Below are 23,532 nucleotides of genomic sequence, written 5' to 3'. Positions count from 1 at the left end.
AGTTCGTCTAAATAAAACCAATCCAATTTCACTTTAGCGGAACCACTGTCGCAATTCAAGCACGTACTTTGATGTAAACGGATACAAGCTGAAATTATTTTTAAAGCCGCCTGGCGACTTACCAGACGGCTTGGTTATTATTTGGACATCTCTAAAATAGCAGCTACATCACTGTTTTCTAATTTATTGAAATTCCCGAAAGAACCGCGCTTCATTGCCCGGTCGATAATCAAATCAAATTTAGAGTTATCAATATCATAGTCAGCCAATGTTTCTGGAGCACCAAGCGATGACCAGAATTTACGTAGTTCTTCTATCCCTTCCATACCAGCTTCACGATCTGACTTTCCTTCAGGGTTGACTCCAAATACGTTAGCAGCAAGCCTCTTGAATCGGTTTGGATCATTGTCCAAATTATGTTTCATCCAATTCGGGAACAGAATCGCCAATCCACCTGCATGCGGAATATCATAGACAGCAGAAACTGCATGTTCAATATTGTGTGTAGCCCAGTCACCACGGTATCCCATCTGTAGCATACCATTCAAAGCGACTGTTCCGGCATAAAGAACTGTTTCCCTATGTTCATATGATTCCAGATCATTCAATAGCTTTGGAGCAGTTTCAATAACAGCTCTCAGAACCCCTTCACACATTTCATCCTGAACAGGTGACAATGTAGGATTATGGAAATATTGCTCCAGAATATGAGTCATCATATCAACAATGCCATAGATTGTCTGATCCCGAGGAACAGAAATTGTGTGAGTGGGATCAAGAATTGAAAAAGCAGGATACGTGTATGGAGGGTACCCCCAGCCATACTTTTCATTAGTTTCCCAGTTGGTAATAACGGCGCCACCGTTCATTTCAGAACCAGTTGCGGCCAGTGTAAGGACAGTACCGAATGGTAAAGCGCCATCAGGGAAAGCTTTTTTGGTAACAAGATCCCAGGCATCTCCATCATATTTTGCCCCAGCCGCTACTGTCTTAGTACAATCAATTACACTTCCTCCGCCTACAGCTAAGAGGTAGTCAATATTTTCTTTTTTACATATGTCGACGCCTTTTCGTACCGTAGAAATTCGAGGATTAGGTTCCACTCCAGCTAATTCAAATACTTCCGCTCCGAACTGATTCAATTTTTCCATTACGTTATCGTAAATACCATTTTTCTTGATGCTTCCTCCGCCATAAACAAGAAGAACCTTCTTGGTTTCCTGCGGAAGTTCTTTCGGCAGTTGTTCTAGTTGATCTTTCCCAAAGATCAGCTTTGTCGGGTTATGAAATGTAAAAGCATCCATTATTAAATCAAACTCCTTTCGTTACAATTATGGCTAAAAAACAATTATTTCTCAAAGTATAAGCAATATGCATATTATATAAATTTCGAGAAAACCTAACAGTGAACATATTTTTTAAAATATTGGAGGTAAAAAAATGGATACACTTAAAAGAATAGCATTAATTCTAACGATTATCGGAGCGATCAATTGGGGACTGATCGGATTGTTCCAATTTGATTTGGTAGCTGCGATTTTCGGTGGCGGGGAACAAAGCGGTGCCTTTGCCCGAATCATCTATACGCTGGTTGGTATCAGCGGTATTATCGCGATGTCCTACCTTTTCCGACCTGAGTTAGAGACGGCTGACCGTACCGAACCGAAGACTACCAGGTAAAAAAATAAGGCAGTCACGCATGGAGCGTGACTGCCTTATTTTAATTCTTTCCTGTTGAGGATTGAATTAATTGTTTTTGTAAGTCTTGGAACGATCTTCGGATTGCTCGATCCATTCTTGCAGCTTGTCTTTCAACGTGTTGAAACCTGCCTGGTTATTATCTTGAGACTGTGCTTGAGCAGGCTGGGAATTACGTGGACGACGCGGCTGTTTTTTAGGCGCTTCTTGAGTAGCACGGATTGAAAGAGAGTATTTGTTCTTCTCTTCATCAATATTCAAAATCTTGACTTTTACTTCATCGCCTTCAGATAAATGCTCATTGATGTCTTTCACATAACCGTGAGTCACTTCAGAAATATGAACCAAGCCTTGGACTTGATCGTCAAGGGCAACGAATGCACCGTATGGTTGAATTCCAGTAACTTTACCTTCTAATACTTGACCTGTTTCGAACTTCTCTGACATGCTATACAACTCCTGATTTATATATTATTATACTTTTACGCAATTATTGATTCTACCATAATAATACGCTTCTGGCAAAGGATACTCCAAAATTGCAACAAAAGTGCTAATAAACAGGATAAAATCACAGGATAATTGAAGGTTGTGATGAAAATCCATGAAACTATGAAAAAAATTATAAAAACAGGTTTAAACTAGTTTCAGTTCGGCAATACTTAATACCGTAAGACTTTCTCGTATTCCCCCTGTATAAGCAAAGCGAAGCCCGCTTTGCTTTTTTTTACGTTAAATTTCATACAGTTTTTCCGTTCAATTTGAGGATCTCCGGAAATAGAATTTCTTCCTCCCTTACGAAATGTGCGGTTACAGCCTCCAAAGCGAATCGAAGAGTAATCAGAATATTATTCCCTTTGTCTATTCCCACCGACTGATCCCGATAGCGCTCAACCATATACAAGAATTGTTTTATATATTGTTTCATTTGCTGGTGTTCTAATTCAAAGGTGAAATATAGATATCCCTTCTCCTCTATTTCCTTCGTCAATAGCGGAAACAGTTCCTGTTCTTCCAAGGTCAGGTGAGCCGATAACTGTTCATAAAAATGCTTAACCGGCACAACTAACCTCTTCAAGTCTTCATCAGAAAGTCGCACAGTCTGCTCGAGGTCAGTCAACCAGTCATCAATTATCCCCATTTCTTCCCGTAAAGATTGATGATCGTTCAAGAACAGCTCCACCTGCATTCGGATATGGCGGTCACCACGCAACATTTCTATCACCTCCTGTTATTCCTTATCAATATAGCGTAAATATTTGGGCTAAAACATGATGTTTGTCACAAACACCTAAAACTTTTCACTAAAAACAGCATATTTCTCATTTCGTTCACTTTTGGTTATGATAAATAGTGGAAGATAATTAACAGGAGGGATGATGGATGAGCCGTTTCACTGAAGTAAGAGAACGTACTGGAACACGTTCCGTTAAATGGGATATGGCGGAAAAGTTATTCAAATCAAATGAAGTTCTCCCAATGTGGGTAGCAGATATGGATTTCCAAGCCCCCCAGGCAGTTATAGATGCTTTGACTGAACGGGCAGCACATGGGATTTTCGGCTATACAATAACGGATGAATTAGTTGAAGGAACCATTTATGAGTGGCTGAAAAAAAAATACGGCTGGACGATTGATACGAAATGGATCAGCTATAGTCCTGGTGTCGTTCCAAGCCTACATATGATCGTGCAGGCATTAACTAAAAAAGGGGATAACCTGCTTATCCAAACCCCTGTTTATCCGCCTTTTTATAAAGTAATTGAGCAACATGACCGTAACATTATCACAAACAAACTGATTTATGAGGATAACCGCTACGAAATCGACTATGAAGATTTTGAAAGCAAAATCGTAGAGAACGATGTTAAAGCGTTCATTCTTTGTAACCCTCATAACCCGGTGGGAAGAGTTTGGACAGAAGAAGAATTGAAAAAAATGGCTGATATCTGTTTGAAACATGATGTGCTCATTTTTTCTGATGAAATTCATGCAGACCTGGTATTATCCGGACATAAGCATCTGCCAATCGCTTCCTTATCCGAAGAAATAAGTGATAAAACGATTACCTGCCTTTCACCGACGAAGACTTTTAACTTAGCAGGACTCCAGGCCTCTTATGTCGTAACTGCGAATGACAAGCTAAAGAAGCCAATGGATGAAATGTTCCATGCCCAAGGAATGCATATGCTGAACACTATGGGAATCACCGCTTTGGAAGCAGCTTACAAACATGGTGAGGAATGGCTTAAAGAACTGCTTGAAGTCATCGAAGACAATAAAAATCATGCTGTAAAATATTTAAACGAAACCGATCAAATTGAAGTTGTAGAACCAGAAGGGACATACCTCTTGTGGCTGGATTGCAGGAAAATGGGAATGGAACATGAAGAATTGAAAACCTTCATGCAGGATACGGCAAAAGTGGGGTTGAACGATGGAGCCTCCTTCGGGAAAGAGGGCGAAGGATTCATGCGTATGAATATTGCATGTCCGAAAGCTACACTGGAAGAAGGCGTCGATCGCATCGTAAAGGCTGTGAAAAACCGCAAATAATAAAATGACGGGCTCTCCGGAAAGGAAAGCCCGTCATTTTTATTCTTCTTCTTTTTTACCCTTTTGTTCCATCGGGTCTGTCGGCATTTCTCCGTCATCATTTAATTGAATCTTTCCACACGCTACACGTCCTCCCGCCTCGCCCGCAGGCTGAGAGAACCCATCATCAATTGCTTCATGGATGACTAAAGAAGTACCTTCCCCTTTCATCAGTGAATTCTTACCATCCAACAGGGTCGCTTCCGGCAGCATTGCTTTGGCTTCTACTATCTTCCCTGATGCATCTGCTTCTAAATTGGGCATATCTCCCACGTGAGACCCCTCCGTATTCATCAGCCCGTGCACCTTCCCTGTGGGATTAAAGTGGTTACCCGCACTAGTGAAATCAGGTCCTTCACACACTGGAAATTCATGTACATGAAAGCCATGCGGCCCCGGTTCAAGCCCCTCCGCATTCACCAGTACCTCTACCCCATTAGAAGTTTCCGTTAATTTCGCAGTCCCTATCATATCGCCATCTTTGTTATACAGTCCGACAGTCGCATTTGACCTGCTGTCATTTTGGCATCCTATCAAAATTAAAACCAGGAAGCCTATCATAAACCACTTTTTAAAATCCATGAGAAACGTCCTTTCCCTTGTTTCCCATAGCTTATCCAAATATCCTATTTTTACACTGTTTCCTTAAACCGGCCTTAGGAAATAGTCTTAACAGAAAAATTTTAAACCCCACAAAAAAAACAGGGGATTATTTCCCCTGTGGTTTATACGATAATGATTCTTTCTTTTCTTGTTGATGTCCGAACTGCTCTTCTGTTCGTTCCTCTTGTTTTTTAGAAACTCTCATGATCAAAAACATGACCAGGACTGCAAGCGCAATAAATACACCCAACGATATCACTGCCGGAATATATTCCGTTTTATCTTCTGGAAAATATAAAAACTCCATCATAAATGGCATCACTTCCTTATCAAGTTACATGGTAAGTATATCAAATTTTTCAATCGTCTTAAATATAAATACATTTAATATTTGTTACAATGAGGGAAAAGGAGGTATTGCCATGTCAGAACTGAATATCGGCGATTCTGTTATCGCCCATTATAAATCCGGCAGTTATATCGGTAAAATAATAGAAGATCGTAACCAATTTTACTTAGTAGAAGTGCTGGCAGTAGAAAAACACCCAATGCAAGGTGATCTCCATAACCCCGGGAAGACAGAAGATGTATTCTTCCATGAACGTAAAGCATTAAGTCACCATGAAAAAGCTAACATTTCTAAGTCTGCTGTCAAAGCATTTGAAGGAGAAATTCCTGAGTACGAGCAATCTTTGAGACAAGCTGTTGATAAGCTTAAAGAACGATTGAATCGGAAAGAATCAGATTTCAATCAAAAAGCATTCGACCAGGTAGTTTCACTGGAAAAATCCTATTTTAATAATTAGGTTCGGTTAATGTTGTTATTTTTACACGCACCAAAAAATTTTTACGATATAATGTAATATAACTAATTATAAAAAGAAGCTGCCTGGCCGAGTCTGGGCAGCTTCTATCAGTTTCCAGGTACTTTTAAATTCTTTTTCTTTTTTTGTGGTTTTCCGTAGATACGATTGGTGAGCTTCGGTGCAAAGTCGAATAAAGCCATCCCAAGAAAAGCGGCAATTACAATATATATACCACTGAATATCTTGATACTTCCACTCGCAATAGTAGCAATGACTACAGAGAATTCTCCTCTTGCACACAACGACAGTCCAGCCCGTAATGATGATCTTTTCGAGAGACCGAACATCTTGCCGCCAAGTATACCCACTATAACTTTAGCAATTACAGACCAAAGAACCAACACAACTAATAGCAATGGAAATGGTATACCATCTCCAAATTCGATGGAAGTACCGAAATAGACGAAGAAAGTAGGCAGCAGTAATTCCCTCACTGGTACTATGGTTTGTTGTACCCGTTCTATATTACCAATTTCCGCCAGCATCATCCCTGCTAAGAATGCCCCCAGCACTTCAGAAAGTCCAAGATATAATGCAAGTCCTCCATAGGAAAGTGCAATTCCTACCAATAATGCAATCTTGAAGTCTTCATCATCAATCTTTTCAAGAAATTTTCCAAAGTTCTTGAAAAGCGTCTTACCCAGGAGAATCGCTCCTATCGTCAAACCAATAATCTTTCCGACCAGAATCAGCGAATCCATCACTGTAAAACTATCTCCTGAACTTATCCCTATCAGGATAGCTATCGCAATTGGCGCGACTAAATCCTCGAAAATCAACAAAGCCAGGATGAATTCCGTCTCAGTATTCGCCATTCGTCCCTTATCATCTAATAACTTCGCAGTGATAGAGGAACTGGTGGCATATGTAACCGCTCCAATTAGAAATGCATTGAACAAGTCTATTCCGAAGCCCATGGCCAGCACCATGGCAACCCCCATACTAAGAAAAACATCTAAAAATCCTGCGGGCCATATCTTCTTAGCAATACCTCCAAGACGCTTGACACTGAACTCCAACCCTAATAAAAAGAATAATAATACGATTCCAATTTCACTTGCAAAATGCAATAATTCATTATCACTGACCACATCTGCCAGTACAATTCCCAAAAGAATATATAGAATTACATTCGGAAATTTGATTTTTAAACTCAAGTAACCTAAATAAAAAATGAAGAGGAGGATCAATCCAGCTCCTAACAATGAGGGGAATTCATGACCCACCATATTATTCCTCGCCTCTACATAATGCAGCCAAACTTTCTATTTGGTCTTGCTTTCCAATAATCATCAATACATTCCCTGGTTCCAATGTAGTATCTGCCTCAGGAATCGCTATGGTTTCATCCCCCTGTACAATACCGATAATGGTTGCACCAGTCTTGTTTCTGATTTCTGATTCTTCAATAGTTTTACCGGCAATTGAGGCATTACTTTTCAATTCTACCCAGTCAATGACAATTTGATTTTGAAAAACCTTCAGTTTGTCAGCATCAACAGGCTGGTAGGTCGCACCAAGCAGTTGAGCCCCTAATTCTCTGGTTTCATCTGGTGTTAGATCCATGGCAAAATCTGCTTCCTCATTATCTTTATCATCAAAAAAATATAATTCACGCTTACCCGTATGGTGGACAATCAAAACGAGCATGCTGTCTTCTCCGGTTTTCAGAGAGATTTTCTGTCCGATACCTGGAAGTTTTGAAACTGAAATGTTCATCCTTGACTATTCCTCCTTGTCAATCGCTATACGTTCAGTGGTTTATATAAACAGTACCTCCATATTAACACTTTTTTTGTATTATATAATATAATCACTGAGTATGTTATTATCCTTTCTAAAAATGGACGATTCTATCGTTATTTAAATTTCATAAATGTCTATTCCATTAAAGGGCCGGAAAGTCGAAGACTTGATTTCGAGCTATTGGGAGGGATGAGGGGCGGTGGGGAAGGATTCGCTTTCCGCGGGGGAGCCGGCAAGCCTCCTCGAGCTAAAGCTCTGTGGGGTCTTGCCAGTCTATCCTTTCCCGCAGGAGTCTCACCCTTCCCCCACGCCCCTTACCACATAAGATTATCGAAATCACTTTGAATTTACTTACCCTATTAGGAGAATACAATTACAATAGAGATTGATCTTTCTTATTGCTTCAAAAGCATGCCATTCTTAACAGGAGTTTCGAGAATCTTACAATCGTATGGTGGCTGGGAAAACGGTGAGACTCCTGTGGGATAAACATGATCGGTGAGATCCCGCAAGGCGAAGCCTGAGGAAGCTCACCACACGCCCACGGAAAGCGATCCGTTTTCCCAGCCACCATAATCGCAAACTAAAGTCTCGAAACTGAGTCTTCAAGTAAAGGGAGCTTAACTGTAAGATCAAAATTGAGATTTAACAGAGACAAAAGAAAAAAGCCCGTGTCAACGGACTTTCCGGCGACAAAGGCTTAAATTCGCTTGAGTAGCAAAAATCAATGCTTCTATTTGTTCCAGCTTTCTATGCTGCTCTGCCAACCATTCTTCTTGTTTACTTCCATCTGGCAGTCCATACATTTCTACATCCATTTCTGTTAACAGGGCTTGCTTTTCTGCTTCCAATCCGCTCAGCCAGCCTTGGATAGCGACAGTAGAATTGCCTTGCATCACAACCCCCTCCTTATATTTCTATTTTACCTTTTTTCAAACGCTTTCAGCATAGTAAATGAAAGATTTTTTTGAAAGTTATGTGAATGAATATTGATTCATAAAATGCGACAAAATGTTGTCATGACACTTGTTGAAGGCGCTAAGTTTGTTTTTGGTAAGGTACTATGATAACTTGGATTTGTACGAATACAATACGAACGATGGAGGTTATGAAATGAGTGTACATATTGGCGCAAATCAAGGAGATATTGCCGAAACGATTCTGCTTCCTGGCGATCCTTTACGAGCAAAATATATAGCTGAAAATTTCTTAGAAGATGCGGTCTGTTATAATGAAGTCCGCGGCATGTATGGTTATACAGGTACCTATAAAGGAGAAAGGATCTCTGTGCAAGGAACAGGGATGGGCGTACCTTCGATTTCCATTTACATTAATGAATTAATGGAAAGTTATGGTGTGAAGAAACTGATCCGTGTCGGGACATGTGGAGCACTCCAAAAAGACGTCAAGGTGCGTGATGTCATCCTGGCATCGACTTCTTCCACAGATTCTCAAATGAATCGCATGGTATTCGGCGGCATCGACTATGCTCCAACAGCTGATTTCACACTATTGAAAAATGCTTATGATACTGGTGAAGAAAAAGGTTTGAAACTTCGGGTAGGAAATGTTTTTACAAGTGACAGTTTCTATCGTGATAATGCTATGGATCTTTTCAATCAATTAGCTGACTACAATGTACTTGGGGTAGAAATGGAAACAACTGCCCTTTACACGCTGGCAGCTAAATACAACCGCCAGGCACTGTCTGTACTGACTGTCAGTGACCACATTTTGACTGGTGAAGAAACTTCTGCTGAGGAAAGACAGACTACCTTCAACGACATGATCGAAGTAGCTTTAGAAGCTGCCATTAAGTCTTAAATTTAAAAAGGTTTGGCTCCTATAGGAACCAAACCTTTTTTTAATCAGATACTATAAAATTAGCCAGTGTCCTTGCCATCACTCCCGTGGGTCCTTTTGGCCCAAGATCATGCTCAGACTCAGCTACTGAAGTACCAGCAATGTCAATATGCACCCAAGGCGTATCCTCAGCAAATTCAGCTACGAAAGCTCCTCCCATGATCGGATGCGCTTTTCTTGTTGGTGAATTATTGAGGTCTGCTACACTGCTGGATCTTACTTGTGCCTGGTAATCTTCATTATAAGGCAATAGCCACATCGGCTCTCCCGCTTTATCTGCAGCATGTGTCACCTGGTTATAAAATTCCTGGTTGTTGGTCATCGCTCCTGTCATCCATTCGCCGAGCGCTGTAACCATGCCGCCCGTCAATGTAGCAACATCAATCAACTTAACCGCACGATGATGTTTAGCATAAGTGATACCATCCGCTAATGCCAGCCTTCCTTCTGCATCCGTATTCAGCACCTCTATCGTTTTTCCGCTTAAGGACGTGATGACATCATCCGGCTTAAATGCGCTGCCGGAAATCATATTGTCTGTTGATGGAATAACTGCCACTACATTTTTTGAAGGTTTCAATCTTCCTATCGTATCCATAGCTCCTAAAACAGCTGCAGCGCCACCCATATCCCCTTTCATACCTGGCATACCGGTCTTGGACTTAATCGAGTAGCCTCCTGTATCGTATGTTATTCCCTTTCCTACCAGTCCCACAACATTCTTCCATTCAGAGAGCCCCTGGTATTTCAACACAATCATTTTAGGTGGCTCTTTTGAACCTTGGTTAACGGCGAGCAATGCTCCCATACCTAACCGCTGCATCTCTTCTTTTTCGAGAATTTCTGCTTCAAATCCATGCTCGTCAGCAAGTGTAAGGGCAAACTCAGCCATATCACTGGAAGTTAATAAATTGGCAGGTAAGTGTACCAAATATCGTGCGGTGTTGGCCCCTTCGCCGAAAGCTTCCCCCACTGCAAGTGAATGCAATAATCCATCTTCTTCCTGTTCCGTTATTAACGTCAAATCATCAATCACTTTTTCCGATCGATAATTGCTGGTTTTATAATGGGAAAAATGGTAGGTGGCCATTACCATAGCCTCTGCCAGAATTTCCGCTGTCTCGCCATCCTGCATCTGTTCGAGATAAAAGCTGTCATAAGCTATTGCCGCCTGAGTAAGTCCATCCTTTTGTAGTTGCTGGAATAAACTACCGAAGGCTTTCTTCAATTTGAGCTTTGTCAATTCTTTCTTTTTACCAAGCCCAAGAAAGTAAACACGTTTGGCTGGCACCTTTCCATAAGTAAGAATTTTGGACACGGCTTTATAATGATTAGAAATATCATTGCTTTTTACGTATGTATCCAGGTTTTCATCAAACTTGTCATTGAGCATCTGATAAATCGGCTGCTGGTTTTTATTTTCATGAAACAACCCTACTACCAATGCCTCGTCTTGCTCCAATAAAGATTTACGGACTTTGAACATTGTACAGCACCTCCAAATAATAGTATACATGAATTGTTCTTTCTCTTTTTTATTACTCCAGATACAAATAGAACTGCGGTAAACAGGGAAGCGAAGACCATTCATCACGGGCATCTTCTATTGGAAGTTGTGATATAATAGTCAAGCAATCATCTATATAAGAAATCACCTCATTTATCGCTATCCCCCAGTGGATACCATCATATCGTGACAGATATTGGCGGGCCGTCAGGAGCATAGACCTTGAACCTTTCAAATTGCCATAACTATAGTGATATAGTGCTACACAAAAGTGAAGCATTCCTTTAATGAAAAGATTACTGCGATCTGTCAGCCAAATATCTTCCAACAGATCATGGCACGTATAATAATCCCCTTCATTGAAGGAGATGAAAAACTCATAGTAAGCCATTGGATAGGAAATGCACATGGCCGGCCTCCATTGGTTGTAAAATTCATGTTACATCTATCATATCAAAGGGAACATTAAAATTTATAGTCTTACAAGCTGGAAAGGATGACTGGATAATATGGAGTTGTTTTATAACTTCCCATTATGGGCTGCTATCATAGCGATTTTATTCGCACAGGGTGTCAAAGTTCCCATCCGCATGATTGCTACAAGACATTTCAACCCCGGACTTGCTTTCAGTACAGGCGGTATGCCCAGCAGCCACTCTGCAGCAGTGACAGCATTAGCGACAGCTGTGGGGTTACAAGAAGGTTTCGATTCCTCTATATTCGGGGTAGCCGCTGTTTTTAGTATTATAGTCATGTTCGACTCGACTGGCGTTCGAAGACAAACCGGTGAACAGGCTATTGTATTGAATTTATTGATGAGCGATTTTCAACGATTTGTTGACGAAGCGAAAATATGGAATAAAAAGCAGGAATTCGAAAAACGGGAAGAACTGAGGGAACTGCTTGGTCATCAGCCAATTGAGGTGTTTTTCGGCGGCCTTACCGGAATTTTGCTGAGTATTATTTTATACTACACTATTATCTAATAAAAATTGCCCGTCTGTATCCGCACATACAGACGGGCTTTTACTTAATTTTTCAGTATATCTTCTCTGAAAACTTGTAATGCTTCATCATTATTCCAATCGTGAAATTGTTCTTCTGTCAATGTTCCGTCTCCTTCTTCAATCACATATACATCGACTGTCTGTTTTCCCCACTGATTATAAACATCATCGACAGTGTTGTAATAAAGGTCAATTTTATTTCCTTTGATCGCAGAGCCTTTATCAGCCACAACACCATAACCATATCCAGGTATAAACAAAATCGTGCCTATAGGAAACACATCCAAATCAGCAGCAATCGTAGAATATAAATCTCTTTTCACTTTAATGCCAGAATAAGTGATACCATAACCAGGATGGTCCGGATTTTTACCTGTAGATTCTACTCCTGCCGTGTAACCAGTAGCTACTACAGTGGTACTTGGATATTTTTCCAGGTCTACTGTATCCTCAAGGGTTTTCGGCATTCCAGTAGATGCATTGCTTATATACTGTTGATCTGGAAGTTTGTGTTTCAAAGATTTTTCATTTAACGCAGTATTTCTATGATCCAGCATATTGCTTTCTAATGAGACCATTTGATGTTTTTCAGTAAACCATAATTTCAAATCACTAGCTGAGACATTGGATATGTTCGTAGCCGTTGTATACAAGGCCCCCACAAATAATAAATTGAATACAACTCTGAATATCCATTTTTTCCATTTCATTGCTAACACCTCTCTCGGTGTCATCATGTCCAATGAATCCAGAATTTATTCATATGATTACAAGCAAAAGCGACAGTTCTTCGAATATAAAAACACCTCCCTGCTGTGATAAGCAAGAAGGTGAATAATCATCAAAACATTTGATAACCACTTTTTCTGAGCATTCGGATAACAATCCCCGCTGCAATTGTACCTGCGAAGCCACCGGATAAAATCAAAATATCAAATAGTTTCAATTCGCTAATCATACCAAGCACTTTCGGGAATGCCCAGGAAGGGTCTGTGAAATATTTTCCCATGGAAAAATCATCGACAATCAGAAAGATAATTACTGGATAAACGGCAGCCATGAACCATGTCGATCTCAACAACATGTTTAAAATGAAAGCTATCGAAAAAAACAACACAAAGTATAAAATTATTCCTATTACTAATTGAACAAAATCCAAAATGCTCCCCCTCTATGTAAGTACATAAGGCTATCTTAACGACCACCCAGGCTGAAAGATTTTACAAGCTGATTTCCAATCTACATTTTATTATGAGTTCAAGAAAAAAGCAAAGGCGGAATACCGCCTTTGCCTTGGATTAACGGAAAATATTGAACTTTCCTTTTTTAAGCAAGAGTCCGATTCCGCCAAGCTTTAGGAGGTAGCGGTTATCGATGACCTTTTTCATTACGGAAGCAGACCAGCCGAATAATTTCTTGTCATCAAATACTACGCCGATCGCATCGTCATGGCCCAAAGAAGCTACAGTCCCTTGAATGTTAGGCTCGAATGGTTCTAACTCTTTTTCACCTCTAGCCAGTACTTTGACGTTATGAGCAACTGTATCTGCCTGCTGAATGGCCATTTGAGCAGTAGGCGGGTATGGACGATCTGTTTCTTCGTTGATAATCAAGGCACAATCTCCTACTACAAATACATCATCATAATCAGGAGTACGCATGTCTTCGCGTACCTTGACACGACCGCGCATCGCTTCGAAACCAGACTCTTCCACAATGGAGTTGCCTCGTACGCCGGCAGCCCATACTACTGTATTAGAAGGAATTTCTACACGTTGTTCATCTTTCTCATACACGAGACCTTCCGGTGTCACTTCTTTGATCATGGCACCAATTTTAAATTCAACACCACGGGATTCTAATGAGTTCATCGCGTACTCTACCAGAGCAGGGTCAAAACCTGGAAGTGCTGTAGGGGCAGCCTCAACATTAATGATTCTCACTTTTTCACGCGGAATATCATATTCTTTACATAGTTCAGGCACACGATTTGCCAGCTCACCTACAAATTCAATACCGGTAAATCCAGCGCCGCCTACTACTATATTGAGAAGCTCTTCACCTGGATTCTTTAAATTATTATATTTTGCGAAGTTATATTCGATATGTTGACGGATAAGTCGGGAGCTATTGATATTTTTAATACCAAAGGCATGTTCTTTTAGACCAGGGATACCAAAAGTCTCTGCTTCAAAACCTAGTCCAATGACAAGGTAATCATAGTCGAGTGTTGTGTTCTCCAAGGTTACCTTTTTTTCATCTGGCTGGATAGAGATAACAGTATCCTGGATGAAATTAACCTTACTGGTATCAATGACGTCTTTTATCTGGATACGTGTGCGATCATGATGCAACGTACCTGCTGCATTTTCATGTAGCCAGGTAGTTTGATAATGATAGCTGTGTTTATTTACTAAAGAAATATTCGCCTCATTAACACCCATGCTTTTTTGTAATTTGACAGCAGTCATGATACCGCCATAACCTGCACCTAAGATGACAATATTAGGTTTCTTCATGATTATCACTTCCAATTAGTATTTTTCTGCATGATCTCCTACTCTGTTACGTAGAGATATACCATGTATGTGACTGTTTTCACACACGCTTCCATAAAAAAAGAACACAAATTCTATGATATATTGTCACAAAATCGTAATAACTTTTTTCTAGTCACCATCTTAGACCCTTTTAAAATAATTTTCAACCCTTTCTCAATTTATCCGAATCTTAAGAATTCTGATTCATAAACGACATAATCATCAGGGGAAATCACATAAGGTGTAATTTTATGATAAAATGGAAAAGGTTGCAACAATTTAGTTGGAATAGGGGGAAAAGTTATGAGCAATCAAGTACATGACATTACGGTCATCGGGGGAGGACCAGTCGGCTTGTTTACTGCTTTTTATGGCGGTATGAGGCAGGCAAGTGTCAATATCATTGAAAGTCTTCCAGAACTTGGCGGACAATTGACGGCTTTATATCCAGAGAAATACATCTATGATGTAGCAGGCTTTCCTAAAGTCAGAGCTCAGGAACTGGTTGATAATCTGAAGGAACAGGCAATGGCATTCAATCCAACTGTTTCTCTTGATCAATCTGTAGAAAAAATTGAACGTCTTGAAGATGACACGTTCAAACTGACCACAACAAAGGGAGAGCATTATTCCAGAACAATTATTATTACAGCTGGTAATGGCGCGTTCAGTCCGCGTAAACTGGAGCTTCCAAATTGTTCCGATTACGAGGGAGTCAACCTTCATTACCACGTGCCCGATATGAATAAATTCGCAGGCAAGAAAGTGATGGTCTGCGGAGGCGGAGATTCTGCTGTCGACTGGGCGTTAATGCTAGAACCGATTGCAGAGGAAGTAACGCTTGTACACCGACGTGATAAATTCCGCGCCCATGAACATAGCGTCGAAAAACTGATGGACTCTAAAGTCAATGTAAAAACACCATTTTCTCCACAAGAAGTGATCGGTGATGATTGCATCAGGCAGGTTGTGTTGAAAGAGACGAAAGGCGACCGTGTCGAAACAACAGATATTGATGACCTTATCATCAATTATGGTTTCATTTCTTCTTTAGGTCCGATCAAAGAATGGGATCTGGAAATAGAAAAAAACAGTATCGTAGTCAATTCTAAAATGGAAACGAACATTCCTGGCATTTATGCAGCTGGCGATATTTGCACCTATCCCGGTAAAGTCAAATTGATTGCATCAGGTTTCGGTGAAGGCCCAACGGCTATAAATAATGCCAAAGCGTATTTGGATCCAGACGCCCGGGTGCAACCGAAGCACTCTACGAGCATGTTTGGCCAATAGAACATAAACATATAAAAAGCCGCGACCTTATAGGCGCGGCTTTTACATGTTTCATTTATAGTTCATGTTCGAATAGCAGGGTCAGCAGTTTTCGTCAGGCGTACCTGCATTTGTAGCTGTCTTGAACGAAGAACCACAACCACAGGAAACAATAGCGTTCGGGTTATCGATCGTAAACCCTCCGCCCATCATGTTTTGTTTAAAATCAATGGTAGTGCCTTCAATAATCGGTACATCCTGACGATGGATGACAACAGGAATGCCATTATTATCTTCTATGACATCAAGCTCTTCATTGATATCCTCTTCAAATCCCATAGCGTAGGATAATCCACTGCAGCCTCCACCTTTGACACCGAAACGCAGACGAATGTTATCTGACTCTTCTTCCTTCATCATTTCCTGGATCTGCGAGCTGGCAGCATCCGTAATATTGAGAATCATCCGTGTCTCCCCTTTCTTATCGATATAATAAGTATACTAAATATCATCCGTATCATTCAAATATGCTGGATTAATAATAAAAAGTGCCTGTAGCTATTATGTCGGCAGGTCCTGTCATCCACACCCTGTCATCTTCATCCCAACGGATGACAAGGTCGCCTCCACTCAAATGTACAAGGATTTCTGTATTTTTATCAGAATAACCGTTCAACACCGAAGCCACTCCAGCAGCACATGCCCCCGTTCCACAGGCCTGAGTCACTCCAGACCCCCGTTCCCACACACGAAAATGCAACTCTTTTTTTGAAACCACTTCAACAAATTCTACATTGATTCCTTCTGGAAAACGTCGATCTTCTGTAATGATCGGTCCTAATTCATATAATGGAGCGGTATGAATATCTTCTACAAAGAAAACCGCGTGGGGATTTCCCATCGATACAGCTGTCAATTCAAGCGGATGATGACTGACTTGAAACGACTCTGCTACTACCTGATCCTTTTCCTCACCAGCCATAGGTATTTGCGAACGGGACAAAAAAGGTTTACCCATATCTATCGTGATACTGGAAACTTTTTTGTCTTCCACTGTCACGGAAGCATCTACCACACCAGACTTCGCTTCGATAGTAAAAGATCTATCTTTCACTAAGCCATAATCATAGGCATATTTAGCAACACATCGAAGTCCATTACCACAATTACGGCCTTCAGATCCATCTTTGTTAAAGATACGCATTCCCACTTCCGCTTGGTCGCTGGGGTGAATCAAGATAAGACCATCGGAGCCGATGCCGGTATAGACATCTGACACCTTTCTAGCGAGTGCAGGTAAGATTTCTTCTTCTAAATTAAATTCAAATGTATCCACGAATACGTAATTATTTCCTAGTCCGTGCATCTTAATAAACGGTATTTCCATAGCAGCCACTTCCTCATCTGATTATGATATAAAAATAAGCCGCACAGCTGGTGCACGGCTTTCTGATGCTTATCAAATAGTAGAACGGGCACTTAAAAAAGGGGATTCTCTTCTAGGTGCTGATAAATATTTTCCACAAGCTCGTCAGCACTATCTGCCGTTACCCGCTCTCCATTGACTAAAGCGAACAAACTTTGAGCGCAAAGCCCACAATGACTTAAGCACCCGTATTCTATAACATCAAGATCTGGATCTTTTTCCAGCTCTTCCATTGCCTTTTGAGAACCACTTGCTAAGTTGTTGATGCAAAATTCAATAATTGGATTCATCTTCGTCACCTCTTTAACCTAGATGAACCCCCCACTAACCATCAATATTAGCATATCCTGTTTTGATAGGACAACACTGAGGTATCAGGAAATAGGCTGAAACCCTTTTTCATCCAACGCCTGGTAAATGGTTTTTAACCGTGGATTCCCTTCCCCGACTATTTCACCATCCAATACGACAAGAGGGTAAAATAATTCATCCTCAAGTAACTGTTGAATATATGACTGGTGTGTTTCATCTTCCTGCTCGGAGTGAATATCGATATACTGGTAATCAATGCAATCTTCCCCATATTTTCGGGAAATAGCCGCCTGAAGCCATTCATACGTCTCTTTTGATCCAGGTGAGTTTACGCAGCTTGCACAAATCTGATCAGCTCCGTAGACAGTAAGCTGCACCGGGTCCTTCTTCATATAACCGCCTCCACAATTGTTCTGTACCTATATTTCCATTTTACAAAATAACCAAAAAAAGATAAAATGAAAATAGTTCTCAATACTAAGAAAAGCGAAAGCGCTTGTTTAGTGGCGTATGAACTGGACGGACCCTGACGAGATTAGATGAACTTGAGTTTTTGCCAATAAAGGCGAAACTCTAGAGAATCTTATGCTCGTAAGCGAAAAGGAAACACGATGAGCGAAGCGAATCGATGATGACTTATCGTAGGAAGGAGCCGGAAGTTCACTAGACACTAAGCGCTGCAGCTGGCCATTCAAAAGCGGAGGCGACCGCTTTGCGACGATTGGTGCGAGAACATGAAAAAGAGTATAGCCATAGAGAAATTAAAACCAATAGATAGATTTTTACATGAATACGATTTATAATGTGAGTATGAGAAAGGGGAAGATCGCTTATGCAATCTCAAGTTCAAGAAGTACTGAATAAGCTGCGTCCATTTTTACTTCGTGACGGTGGAGATGTGGAATTGGTAGATGTCGAAGAAGGAATCGTCCGTCTACGTCTAATGGGTGCATGCGGAAGCTGCCCAAGTTCTACCATCACTTTAAAAGCAGGTATCGAACGTGCACTAGTTGAAGAAGTGCCAGGTATTCGTGAAGTGGAACAGGTATTTTAATAACACTATACTAACATTACGGGGCTGTCCTTCCGGGACAGCCCCTTTCTTTGTTTAATTTTCATGGAATGAGATCCTAAGCCTCTAACTCAGTAGCATTCTGACTTAAATGCTGATATAGTCTTTTTTAACCTTCACTTCAGACGAATGCTACGCTCAATTTACAGGAGTTTTTGCTTTTTGCCCATTAAGCACGTGTTGGACGTTTTCTAAGCTGAGTTCCATCATCGCTTTTCGGGTTTCCACACTAGCTGAACCGATATGTGGAAGACAGAGTACTTGATCCAGCTTTAGTAATGGGTGCTGTTCATCAATAGGTTCTTTTTCAAATACATCTAATCCCGCAGCTTTCAACTCTCCGTTTATAAGGGCTTGATATAATGCATTCTCATTCACCAATGCTCCCCTGGAGGCATTGATGAAGATAGCACTGTTTTTCATCTTTTTGAATGCTTCTTCGTTAAATATCCCTTTTGTGTCTTCACTCAAAGGGGCTAAACAAACAATATAGTCTGCTGTCTCAATCAACGCATCAAAACTATAGTAAGAAGCTCCGAGCTCCTTCTCCGCTTCTTCCTTTCTTGAGCGGTTGTGGTATAATATATCCATCCCAAACCCTTTTGCTCTTCGGGCTACAGCTTCCCCAATTCTCCCCATTCCAACAATACCTATGGTCTTATGATGGACATCCGTACCGGCTAAAAATAATGGCGACCAGTTTTTCCAGTTGCCTTCTTTGATCACTTCGTTAGCCTCGATAAGCCTTCTGGCAGTTGCCATCATCAAGGCGAACGTTAAATCAGCAGTTGTTTCTGTTAACACATCAGGAGTATTGGTCACCTGGATGCCATATTCAGTTGCGGCTTGGACATCTACATTGTCATAACCCACAGCCATATTAGCTACGATTTTTAATCGCTCGCCCCGGGCCAACAATTCGTTATCGACTTGATCAGTAAGCATGGTGACTAACCCATCGCATCTCGCTGCTTCTTCTAACAACCTATCCCGATCAACAGGTTCATCAGTGTCTTCCCACATGGTAATATCCAGGGATTCTTTAAACTGATTCACTACTTCCTCTGAGAGTTTCCGTGCAATAAAAACTTTGGGTTTTGTCATAACCATTCCCCTTCCCTCGTTAAATATGTAGCTTACCCATGATTTTAGCACAAGCTTACCAGGGAAAGAAAAAACTTCCCCCGAAACCCATTACGGGTTACAAGGAAAGTCACTTTTCACCAATCAAGTACAGGAATTTTCAACTCTTTTGTATTGATACCTAATGCCTGATAGAAACGATGCAGCTGATGCTCATAACGCCTTTGCCGCTTGAACAGAAGTTTAGTTTCCTTAACTGATTTTTCATCAAATGGATTACTGTAAACTTCCTCATACTTATCAAGCAAGTGAACCGGGAAGAGCAATCTGGCATACAATAGTCGCAAACCGAATATGGATAAAGGTGATCTTGTATGATAATCATAAAAAAACGCGGTGAGCTCTTCGGTTGGCCGACCAGTTATCATTTTATACCGCAGAGCTTCTGCAAGGTCGCGCACAGGATGGTCATATCTAATTTGATCGAACCAGATCAGACGCTGGGAAAGTGATGGATATCTATCAAAAGTGAAGGTTGCCTGATCTTTTTGTTGATGACGTGTCTCTTGTTCACTCTCTTGTACGTATTGGATAGCATTTTCACCTAGACCAATAATATAAGGAGCTGTGTCGATCCACAGTCGATGCATGTCACCTACTGGCCGTTGCTTATGCCATTGTTGTATCAAATCTTCAAAATGGTCAATTCGATTTCCCCACAGTGTTTTCCATTGTCCATAACTGGAAAGGTTAGGCAGGTGATAGGGATAGTTGGCACCAAGCTCATGGAAACGCGCCAATTCATGAGCAGATGCCAGGTCACTTAAAGAAGAATCTGAAGCAGTTTTACCAATGACGTAACTGCGTTGGTTTTTGTTGATTTGGTAGCGACTTTCACTAACACGGATAGGGCAGACAATATTTTTCAATCCTGCTTGATACAAGAAATTACATGCATGCTGAAGTTCTTGATAAACTTCTTCCTTACCGTATGCAGGGAGGACAAAATACACTTCTCCCTGGTAAACATAGCCCCGCTTCTGATCATACTCCACAATGGATGTATTTTTGATATCGATATAATCGGATAAAATTTCTTCCACTACGCATGCACTCCTATTCATCATGCTATAATAGACCAATACACCAAAAGAATGAACCTTATGTTTTATCTTCCATACGTGAGGGAAGCTTATTTTATAAAAGGGAGGTCAATAGAGTATATATGAATGAAGATAGAAAAATGAGTCAATTAGAAAAAAAAGCACGTGAATGGTTAAATGAACGCGGAGTGACCATTAATGATATATCTGAATTGGTCTATTACTTACAGTCCAAGTATCATGACGATCTTACGATTGAAGAGTGCCGCTTTAATGTAGAAAAAGTACTCACAAAACGCGAGGTGCAAAATGCGATTCTGACCGGAATCCAACTGGATGTATTAGCGGAACAAAGAGGTCTCGAAGAACCATTGCAAAGTACCATTGATAAAGACGAAGGGCTTTATGGAGTCGATGAAATCATCGCCCTATCTATTGTAAACGTATATGGATCAATCGGTTTCACAAATTATGGTTATATCGATAAACAAAAACCTGGTATTTTGAAAAAACTGAATGATAAATCAACCAGGGAATGCCATACGTTCCTTGATGATATTGTCGGGGCCATCGCAGCTGCTGCATCAAGCCGTTTGGCACACAGCGCAGTCGGAGAAGAAGAAGCAGAGGACGACGAATAAAGATAAAGAAGCCGTTTATCCAAAAAGGATATACGGCTTCTTTACTTACAAACGAGTGATCCAGGTCTCTAATGAATCGATCGTATACGTCGGCTGCTCGTTATAACTTTTTAAATCTTCTTTTGAGGTGACTCCGGTAAATACCATCAAGGTATCTATACCCGCATTCATACCTGCTTTAATATCCGTATTGTAATTATCCCCAACCATCAATACTTCGTTTTTATCATATCCTAATGTCTGCATGGCTTGCTCCATGATAATCGGTTCAGGTTTACCGATAAATACCGGTTCGACACCGGTACTTACGGTAACGACAGATGTTAACGATCCATTTCCTGGCAACATGCCCTGTTCTGTCGGAATAGCAACGTCACCATTTGTAGATAAGAAAACTGCGCCATTACGGACATTCAGGCAAGCTGTCGCCAATTTTTCATAGGTGATGCCTCTATCAATACCAATTACCACATAATCAGCATTATCCTCTACCAGATTAAGCCCTGCTTCTTTTAAAGCTGTCAGCAGCCCTTCTTCACCAATCGCGTATACATCAGCACCGGGATGCTGATCTTTGATATACTGAGCGGTAGCCATACTAGTAGTGTAAACCTGTTCTTTTACAGCTGGAATATCCATATGAGTTAACTTCGCAGCGACTTGTTCGGGACGTCTGGAGGAATTATTAGTTACAAATAGATGAGGCAGCTTCTTCTCATTCAATTTTTTAACAAAGTCTGATGCAGCTTCAATACGTTCCGATCCTCGGTACATGGTCCCATCTAAATCAATCAGATAGGCTTGATAATTTTTCATTCTTCCACCTGCTTTCTAACTTAAAGGTTAATACATGCGTTATTAAAATGATCCATTTATTTCAACCACTTGATTCTAAAAAGAAAAATTCCCGCACCTATAGTGCGAGAAGAGATCATTGGCTTTTTTGGGTAATTTGAAAAGTGCAACAGGCTTCCCCTGATATCATCGTCTTTTCTGCCCTTACATCACTATCCGCTAAAACGTCAGAAAACAGTTTAACTTCATGTCCGCATATGCTCTTATAATGCTGCGCTATATTCCAAATAGGACAGTTATACTGTTTTAGGGTATAAGCTTTGTCGTTTTGCTTTTCTAATTCTACCATATACCCTTTCTGTTCCTGTATTTCCGCGAGCTCTTCTACCCGGGCCTGGAAGGACTCCGAGGTCATATGCCGCTTGTATTCTTCTTCTATCCGTTCAGAACGATGGTTGAACAACTCATATACCATCGTTTTTCCATAAAGCTTTTCGATATCATTCAACAGTTCGACGGAAAAGGATTCGTAATGGTTCGTAAAAGCTTCCTGGCCTTTCACACTCAGTTCATAATAGTTCACTGGTCGACCGATTGGCTGACGGACCACTCTTGCTTTGACAAGATTATTATGTTCTAAAAAATGAATATGCTTACGTACAGCTATTTCAGATATTGCAACTTTTTCAGCGAGTTCCGCTATTGTAAGACTTTTGTTTTTTTTCAACAAAAGCAGAATCATATCTTTGGTAGAGGATTGCTTCATTTACCCATCACCTCTTCTTTCTTCCATTATAAAGAATAGGGAGGAGAGAGTAAATTTATAATCCTATAATTTGTAATATTGTCACAGTTTATGAGTTAGAGAAAGCAGAAACCGGGCCAAGTTCCTCATCCAGATACCTTCTTACGGCTGCAGGGAATATTTCAATGACCTCTCTGGAATTTTCCCAAATAGAATGGATAGCCTCATGATTAATGTCCAGGTACTCTTGGACAAGCATTTTTCGAAGACGTATAAAAGACTTGAATTTTTCCTGATGAGCTTCAGGAATGACTTTTTCATCGGTAAGAATATCAATAATATCCTCATAGCTCCCCGGGTCACGCATAATGAATCCATCAATCATCATATTTCCTACATCAATGACCGATTCAATCGTCATATGTGTGATTCGCTCCAGGCTTAACTTTTCTAAAAACGAATCAAACGTATGATTTTGATATTCATTAGTGAGACCTTCCATATAAAGTAATGTACTTTCAATTTTTTTTCTGTCTACAAAATACATAACCGCACCTCCATCCAATTGCATCATAACCTAATTCATTCATCATGATATCACATTTACATACATAACAGGAAAAGGATGCATATTTACGTAGTTATACAAACTCTGCTA

General features: G+C 40.5%; 30 protein-coding genes. 8 read left to right on the top strand and 22 right to left on the bottom strand.

Annotated features, from left to right (window positions below):
- Positions 1 to 137: 137 nt before the first annotated feature.
- A complete protein-coding gene (locus ACGTN9_RS17950) occupies positions 138 to 1,304 on the bottom strand; it encodes an iron-containing alcohol dehydrogenase (protein WP_499595385.1) in 1,167 nt (388 codons plus the stop codon).
- A 136-nt stretch (positions 1,305 to 1,440) separates the two neighbouring features.
- On the opposite strand from ACGTN9_RS17950, the gene ACGTN9_RS17945 reads away from it, so the two are divergent.
- A complete protein-coding gene (locus ACGTN9_RS17945) occupies positions 1,441 to 1,680 on the top strand; it encodes a DUF378 domain-containing protein (protein ID WP_499595382.1) in 240 nt (79 codons plus the stop codon).
- Between the two features lie 66 nt (positions 1,681 to 1,746).
- On the opposite strand, the gene yugI is transcribed toward ACGTN9_RS17945, so the two are convergent.
- Both yugI and ACGTN9_RS17935 read right to left on the bottom strand, forming a co-directional pair.
- The gene (gene yugI, locus ACGTN9_RS17940; protein WP_093045921.1) at positions 1,747 to 2,145 is read right to left on the bottom strand and encodes a S1 domain-containing post-transcriptional regulator GSP13; all 399 of its coding nucleotides are present in this window, start codon (positions 2,143 to 2,145) and stop codon (positions 1,747 to 1,749) included.
- Between the two features lie 292 nt (positions 2,146 to 2,437).
- A complete protein-coding gene (locus ACGTN9_RS17935; RefSeq protein WP_499595380.1) occupies positions 2,438 to 2,914 on the bottom strand; it encodes a hemerythrin domain-containing protein in 477 nt (158 codons plus the stop codon).
- A 167-nt stretch (positions 2,915 to 3,081) separates the two neighbouring features.
- On the opposite strand from ACGTN9_RS17935, the gene ACGTN9_RS17930 reads away from it, so the two are divergent.
- Positions 3,082 to 4,254: a MalY/PatB family protein gene (locus ACGTN9_RS17930; protein WP_499595378.1), complete on the top strand. Its 1,173-nt coding sequence runs from the start codon at positions 3,082 to 3,084 to the stop codon at positions 4,252 to 4,254.
- Positions 4,255 to 4,293: 39 nt separating this feature from the next.
- Here the strand turns inward: ACGTN9_RS17930 and ACGTN9_RS17925 are convergent, their stop codons facing one another.
- Positions 4,294 to 4,875: a superoxide dismutase family protein gene (locus ACGTN9_RS17925; protein ID WP_499595376.1), complete on the bottom strand. Its 582-nt coding sequence runs from the start codon at positions 4,873 to 4,875 to the stop codon at positions 4,294 to 4,296.
- Between the two features lie 127 nt (positions 4,876 to 5,002).
- Positions 5,003 to 5,206, bottom strand: a complete 204-nt coding sequence (locus tag ACGTN9_RS17920) for a hypothetical protein (RefSeq protein ID WP_093045924.1) — start codon at positions 5,204 to 5,206, stop codon at positions 5,003 to 5,005.
- Between the two features lie 112 nt (positions 5,207 to 5,318).
- Between ACGTN9_RS17920 and kapB the strand changes: the two genes are divergently transcribed.
- Positions 5,319 to 5,702 (top strand): kinase-associated lipoprotein KapB, encoded by a 384-nt coding sequence (gene kapB / locus ACGTN9_RS17915; protein WP_499595373.1) that lies wholly within the window; start codon positions 5,319 to 5,321, stop codon positions 5,700 to 5,702.
- A 107-nt stretch (positions 5,703 to 5,809) separates the two neighbouring features.
- Here kapB and ACGTN9_RS17910 read toward each other — a convergent pair whose 3' ends face one another.
- The 3 genes from ACGTN9_RS17910 to ACGTN9_RS17900 all read right to left on the bottom strand — a co-directional run bounded on the left by ACGTN9_RS17910 (position 5,810) and on the right by ACGTN9_RS17900 (position 8,404).
- A complete protein-coding gene (locus tag ACGTN9_RS17910) occupies positions 5,810 to 6,991 on the bottom strand; it encodes a cation:proton antiporter (RefSeq protein ID WP_499595369.1) in 1,182 nt (393 codons plus the stop codon).
- A gap of 1 nt (position 6,992) precedes the next feature.
- The gene (locus ACGTN9_RS17905; protein ID WP_093045927.1) at positions 6,993 to 7,481 is read right to left on the bottom strand and encodes a cation:proton antiporter regulatory subunit; all 489 of its coding nucleotides are present in this window, start codon (positions 7,479 to 7,481) and stop codon (positions 6,993 to 6,995) included.
- 701 nt (positions 7,482 to 8,182) lie between these two features.
- Entirely contained in the window at positions 8,183 to 8,404 is a 222-nt protein-coding gene (locus tag ACGTN9_RS17900; RefSeq protein WP_499595366.1) for a hypothetical protein, read from the bottom strand.
- Positions 8,405 to 8,621: 217 nt separating this feature from the next.
- Between ACGTN9_RS17900 and deoD the strand changes: the two genes are divergently transcribed.
- A complete protein-coding gene (gene deoD / locus ACGTN9_RS17895) occupies positions 8,622 to 9,332 on the top strand; it encodes a purine-nucleoside phosphorylase (RefSeq protein WP_499595364.1) in 711 nt (236 codons plus the stop codon).
- A gap of 40 nt (positions 9,333 to 9,372) precedes the next feature.
- Here the strand turns inward: deoD and ACGTN9_RS17890 are convergent, their stop codons facing one another.
- Together ACGTN9_RS17890 and ACGTN9_RS17885 are read right to left on the bottom strand one after the other, a co-directional pair.
- Complete coding sequence (locus ACGTN9_RS17890) at positions 9,373 to 10,857, bottom strand: leucyl aminopeptidase (protein ID WP_499595361.1); 1,485 nt, start codon at positions 10,855 to 10,857, stop codon at positions 9,373 to 9,375.
- Positions 10,858 to 10,909: 52 nt separating this feature from the next.
- The gene (locus ACGTN9_RS17885) at positions 10,910 to 11,287 is read right to left on the bottom strand and encodes a DUF309 domain-containing protein (protein ID WP_499595358.1); all 378 of its coding nucleotides are present in this window, start codon (positions 11,285 to 11,287) and stop codon (positions 10,910 to 10,912) included.
- A 100-nt stretch (positions 11,288 to 11,387) separates the two neighbouring features.
- Between ACGTN9_RS17885 and ACGTN9_RS17880 the strand changes: the two genes are divergently transcribed.
- Positions 11,388 to 11,864, top strand: a complete 477-nt coding sequence (locus ACGTN9_RS17880) for a divergent PAP2 family protein (RefSeq protein WP_499595356.1) — start codon at positions 11,388 to 11,390, stop codon at positions 11,862 to 11,864.
- Between the two features lie 44 nt (positions 11,865 to 11,908).
- Here ACGTN9_RS17880 and spsC read toward each other — a convergent pair whose 3' ends face one another.
- From spsC to ACGTN9_RS17865, 3 genes are all read right to left on the bottom strand, one after another.
- The gene (gene spsC / locus ACGTN9_RS17875; protein WP_499595353.1) at positions 11,909 to 12,595 is read right to left on the bottom strand and encodes a stationary phase survival protein SpsC; all 687 of its coding nucleotides are present in this window, start codon (positions 12,593 to 12,595) and stop codon (positions 11,909 to 11,911) included.
- A gap of 131 nt (positions 12,596 to 12,726) precedes the next feature.
- Positions 12,727 to 13,044, bottom strand: a complete 318-nt coding sequence (locus ACGTN9_RS17870) for a YuiB family protein (RefSeq protein ID WP_499595350.1) — start codon at positions 13,042 to 13,044, stop codon at positions 12,727 to 12,729.
- A 139-nt stretch (positions 13,045 to 13,183) separates the two neighbouring features.
- Positions 13,184 to 14,404 (bottom strand): NAD(P)/FAD-dependent oxidoreductase, encoded by a 1,221-nt coding sequence (locus ACGTN9_RS17865; RefSeq protein ID WP_499595347.1) that lies wholly within the window; start codon positions 14,402 to 14,404, stop codon positions 13,184 to 13,186.
- Positions 14,405 to 14,728: 324 nt separating this feature from the next.
- On the opposite strand from ACGTN9_RS17865, the gene ACGTN9_RS17860 reads away from it, so the two are divergent.
- Complete coding sequence (locus ACGTN9_RS17860; RefSeq protein WP_499595344.1) at positions 14,729 to 15,718, top strand: NAD(P)/FAD-dependent oxidoreductase; 990 nt, start codon at positions 14,729 to 14,731, stop codon at positions 15,716 to 15,718.
- Between the two features lie 81 nt (positions 15,719 to 15,799).
- On the opposite strand, the gene ACGTN9_RS17855 is transcribed toward ACGTN9_RS17860, so the two are convergent.
- The 4 genes from ACGTN9_RS17855 to ACGTN9_RS17840 all read right to left on the bottom strand — a co-directional run bounded on the left by ACGTN9_RS17855 (position 15,800) and on the right by ACGTN9_RS17840 (position 17,827).
- A complete protein-coding gene (locus ACGTN9_RS17855) occupies positions 15,800 to 16,162 on the bottom strand; it encodes a HesB/IscA family protein (RefSeq protein WP_499595341.1) in 363 nt (120 codons plus the stop codon).
- A 70-nt stretch (positions 16,163 to 16,232) separates the two neighbouring features.
- A complete protein-coding gene (dapF, locus tag ACGTN9_RS17850) occupies positions 16,233 to 17,084 on the bottom strand; it encodes a diaminopimelate epimerase (RefSeq protein ID WP_499595338.1) in 852 nt (283 codons plus the stop codon).
- A 92-nt stretch (positions 17,085 to 17,176) separates the two neighbouring features.
- Positions 17,177 to 17,413: a YuzB family protein gene (locus ACGTN9_RS17845; RefSeq protein ID WP_028783580.1), complete on the bottom strand. Its 237-nt coding sequence runs from the start codon at positions 17,411 to 17,413 to the stop codon at positions 17,177 to 17,179.
- Between the two features lie 84 nt (positions 17,414 to 17,497).
- Positions 17,498 to 17,827 (bottom strand): YuzD family protein, encoded by a 330-nt coding sequence (locus tag ACGTN9_RS17840; RefSeq protein ID WP_499595335.1) that lies wholly within the window; start codon positions 17,825 to 17,827, stop codon positions 17,498 to 17,500.
- Positions 17,828 to 18,267: 440 nt separating this feature from the next.
- Between ACGTN9_RS17840 and ACGTN9_RS17835 the strand changes: the two genes are divergently transcribed.
- Complete coding sequence (locus tag ACGTN9_RS17835; RefSeq protein ID WP_028783582.1) at positions 18,268 to 18,489, top strand: NifU family protein; 222 nt, start codon at positions 18,268 to 18,270, stop codon at positions 18,487 to 18,489.
- Positions 18,490 to 18,645: 156 nt separating this feature from the next.
- Here ACGTN9_RS17835 and ACGTN9_RS17830 read toward each other — a convergent pair whose 3' ends face one another.
- Positions 18,646 to 19,611, bottom strand: a complete 966-nt coding sequence (locus tag ACGTN9_RS17830; RefSeq protein WP_499595333.1) for a 2-hydroxyacid dehydrogenase — start codon at positions 19,609 to 19,611, stop codon at positions 18,646 to 18,648.
- A 116-nt stretch (positions 19,612 to 19,727) separates the two neighbouring features.
- Positions 19,728 to 20,693, bottom strand: coding sequence for a YutH/CotS family kinase-like spore coat protein (locus ACGTN9_RS17825; protein WP_499595330.1), 966 nt, complete (start codon positions 20,691 to 20,693; stop codon positions 19,728 to 19,730).
- Between the two features lie 122 nt (positions 20,694 to 20,815).
- Here ACGTN9_RS17825 and ACGTN9_RS17820 point away from each other — a divergent pair, with 122 nt between their 5' ends.
- Entirely contained in the window at positions 20,816 to 21,334 is a 519-nt protein-coding gene (locus ACGTN9_RS17820) for a phosphatidylglycerophosphatase A family protein (protein WP_499595328.1), read from the top strand.
- A 45-nt stretch (positions 21,335 to 21,379) separates the two neighbouring features.
- Here ACGTN9_RS17820 and ACGTN9_RS17815 read toward each other — a convergent pair whose 3' ends face one another.
- The 3 genes from ACGTN9_RS17815 to ACGTN9_RS17805 form a co-directional block, all read right to left on the bottom strand.
- Positions 21,380 to 22,150 (bottom strand): TIGR01457 family HAD-type hydrolase, encoded by a 771-nt coding sequence (locus ACGTN9_RS17815; protein WP_499595325.1) that lies wholly within the window; start codon positions 22,148 to 22,150, stop codon positions 21,380 to 21,382.
- A gap of 115 nt (positions 22,151 to 22,265) precedes the next feature.
- Complete coding sequence (locus ACGTN9_RS17810) at positions 22,266 to 22,895, bottom strand: helix-turn-helix transcriptional regulator (protein WP_499595322.1); 630 nt, start codon at positions 22,893 to 22,895, stop codon at positions 22,266 to 22,268.
- Between the two features lie 88 nt (positions 22,896 to 22,983).
- A complete protein-coding gene (locus tag ACGTN9_RS17805; protein WP_499595319.1) occupies positions 22,984 to 23,421 on the bottom strand; it encodes a DUF86 domain-containing protein in 438 nt (145 codons plus the stop codon).
- Positions 23,422 to 23,532 lie beyond the last annotated feature (111 nt).

Origin of the sequence: Halobacillus sp. B23F22_5 (genome assembly GCF_043497085.1) — a bacterium.
Lineage (GTDB): Bacteria > Bacillota > Bacilli > Bacillales > Halobacillaceae > Thalassobacillus.
This window is presented reverse-complemented; position numbering and strand designations above follow the sequence as displayed.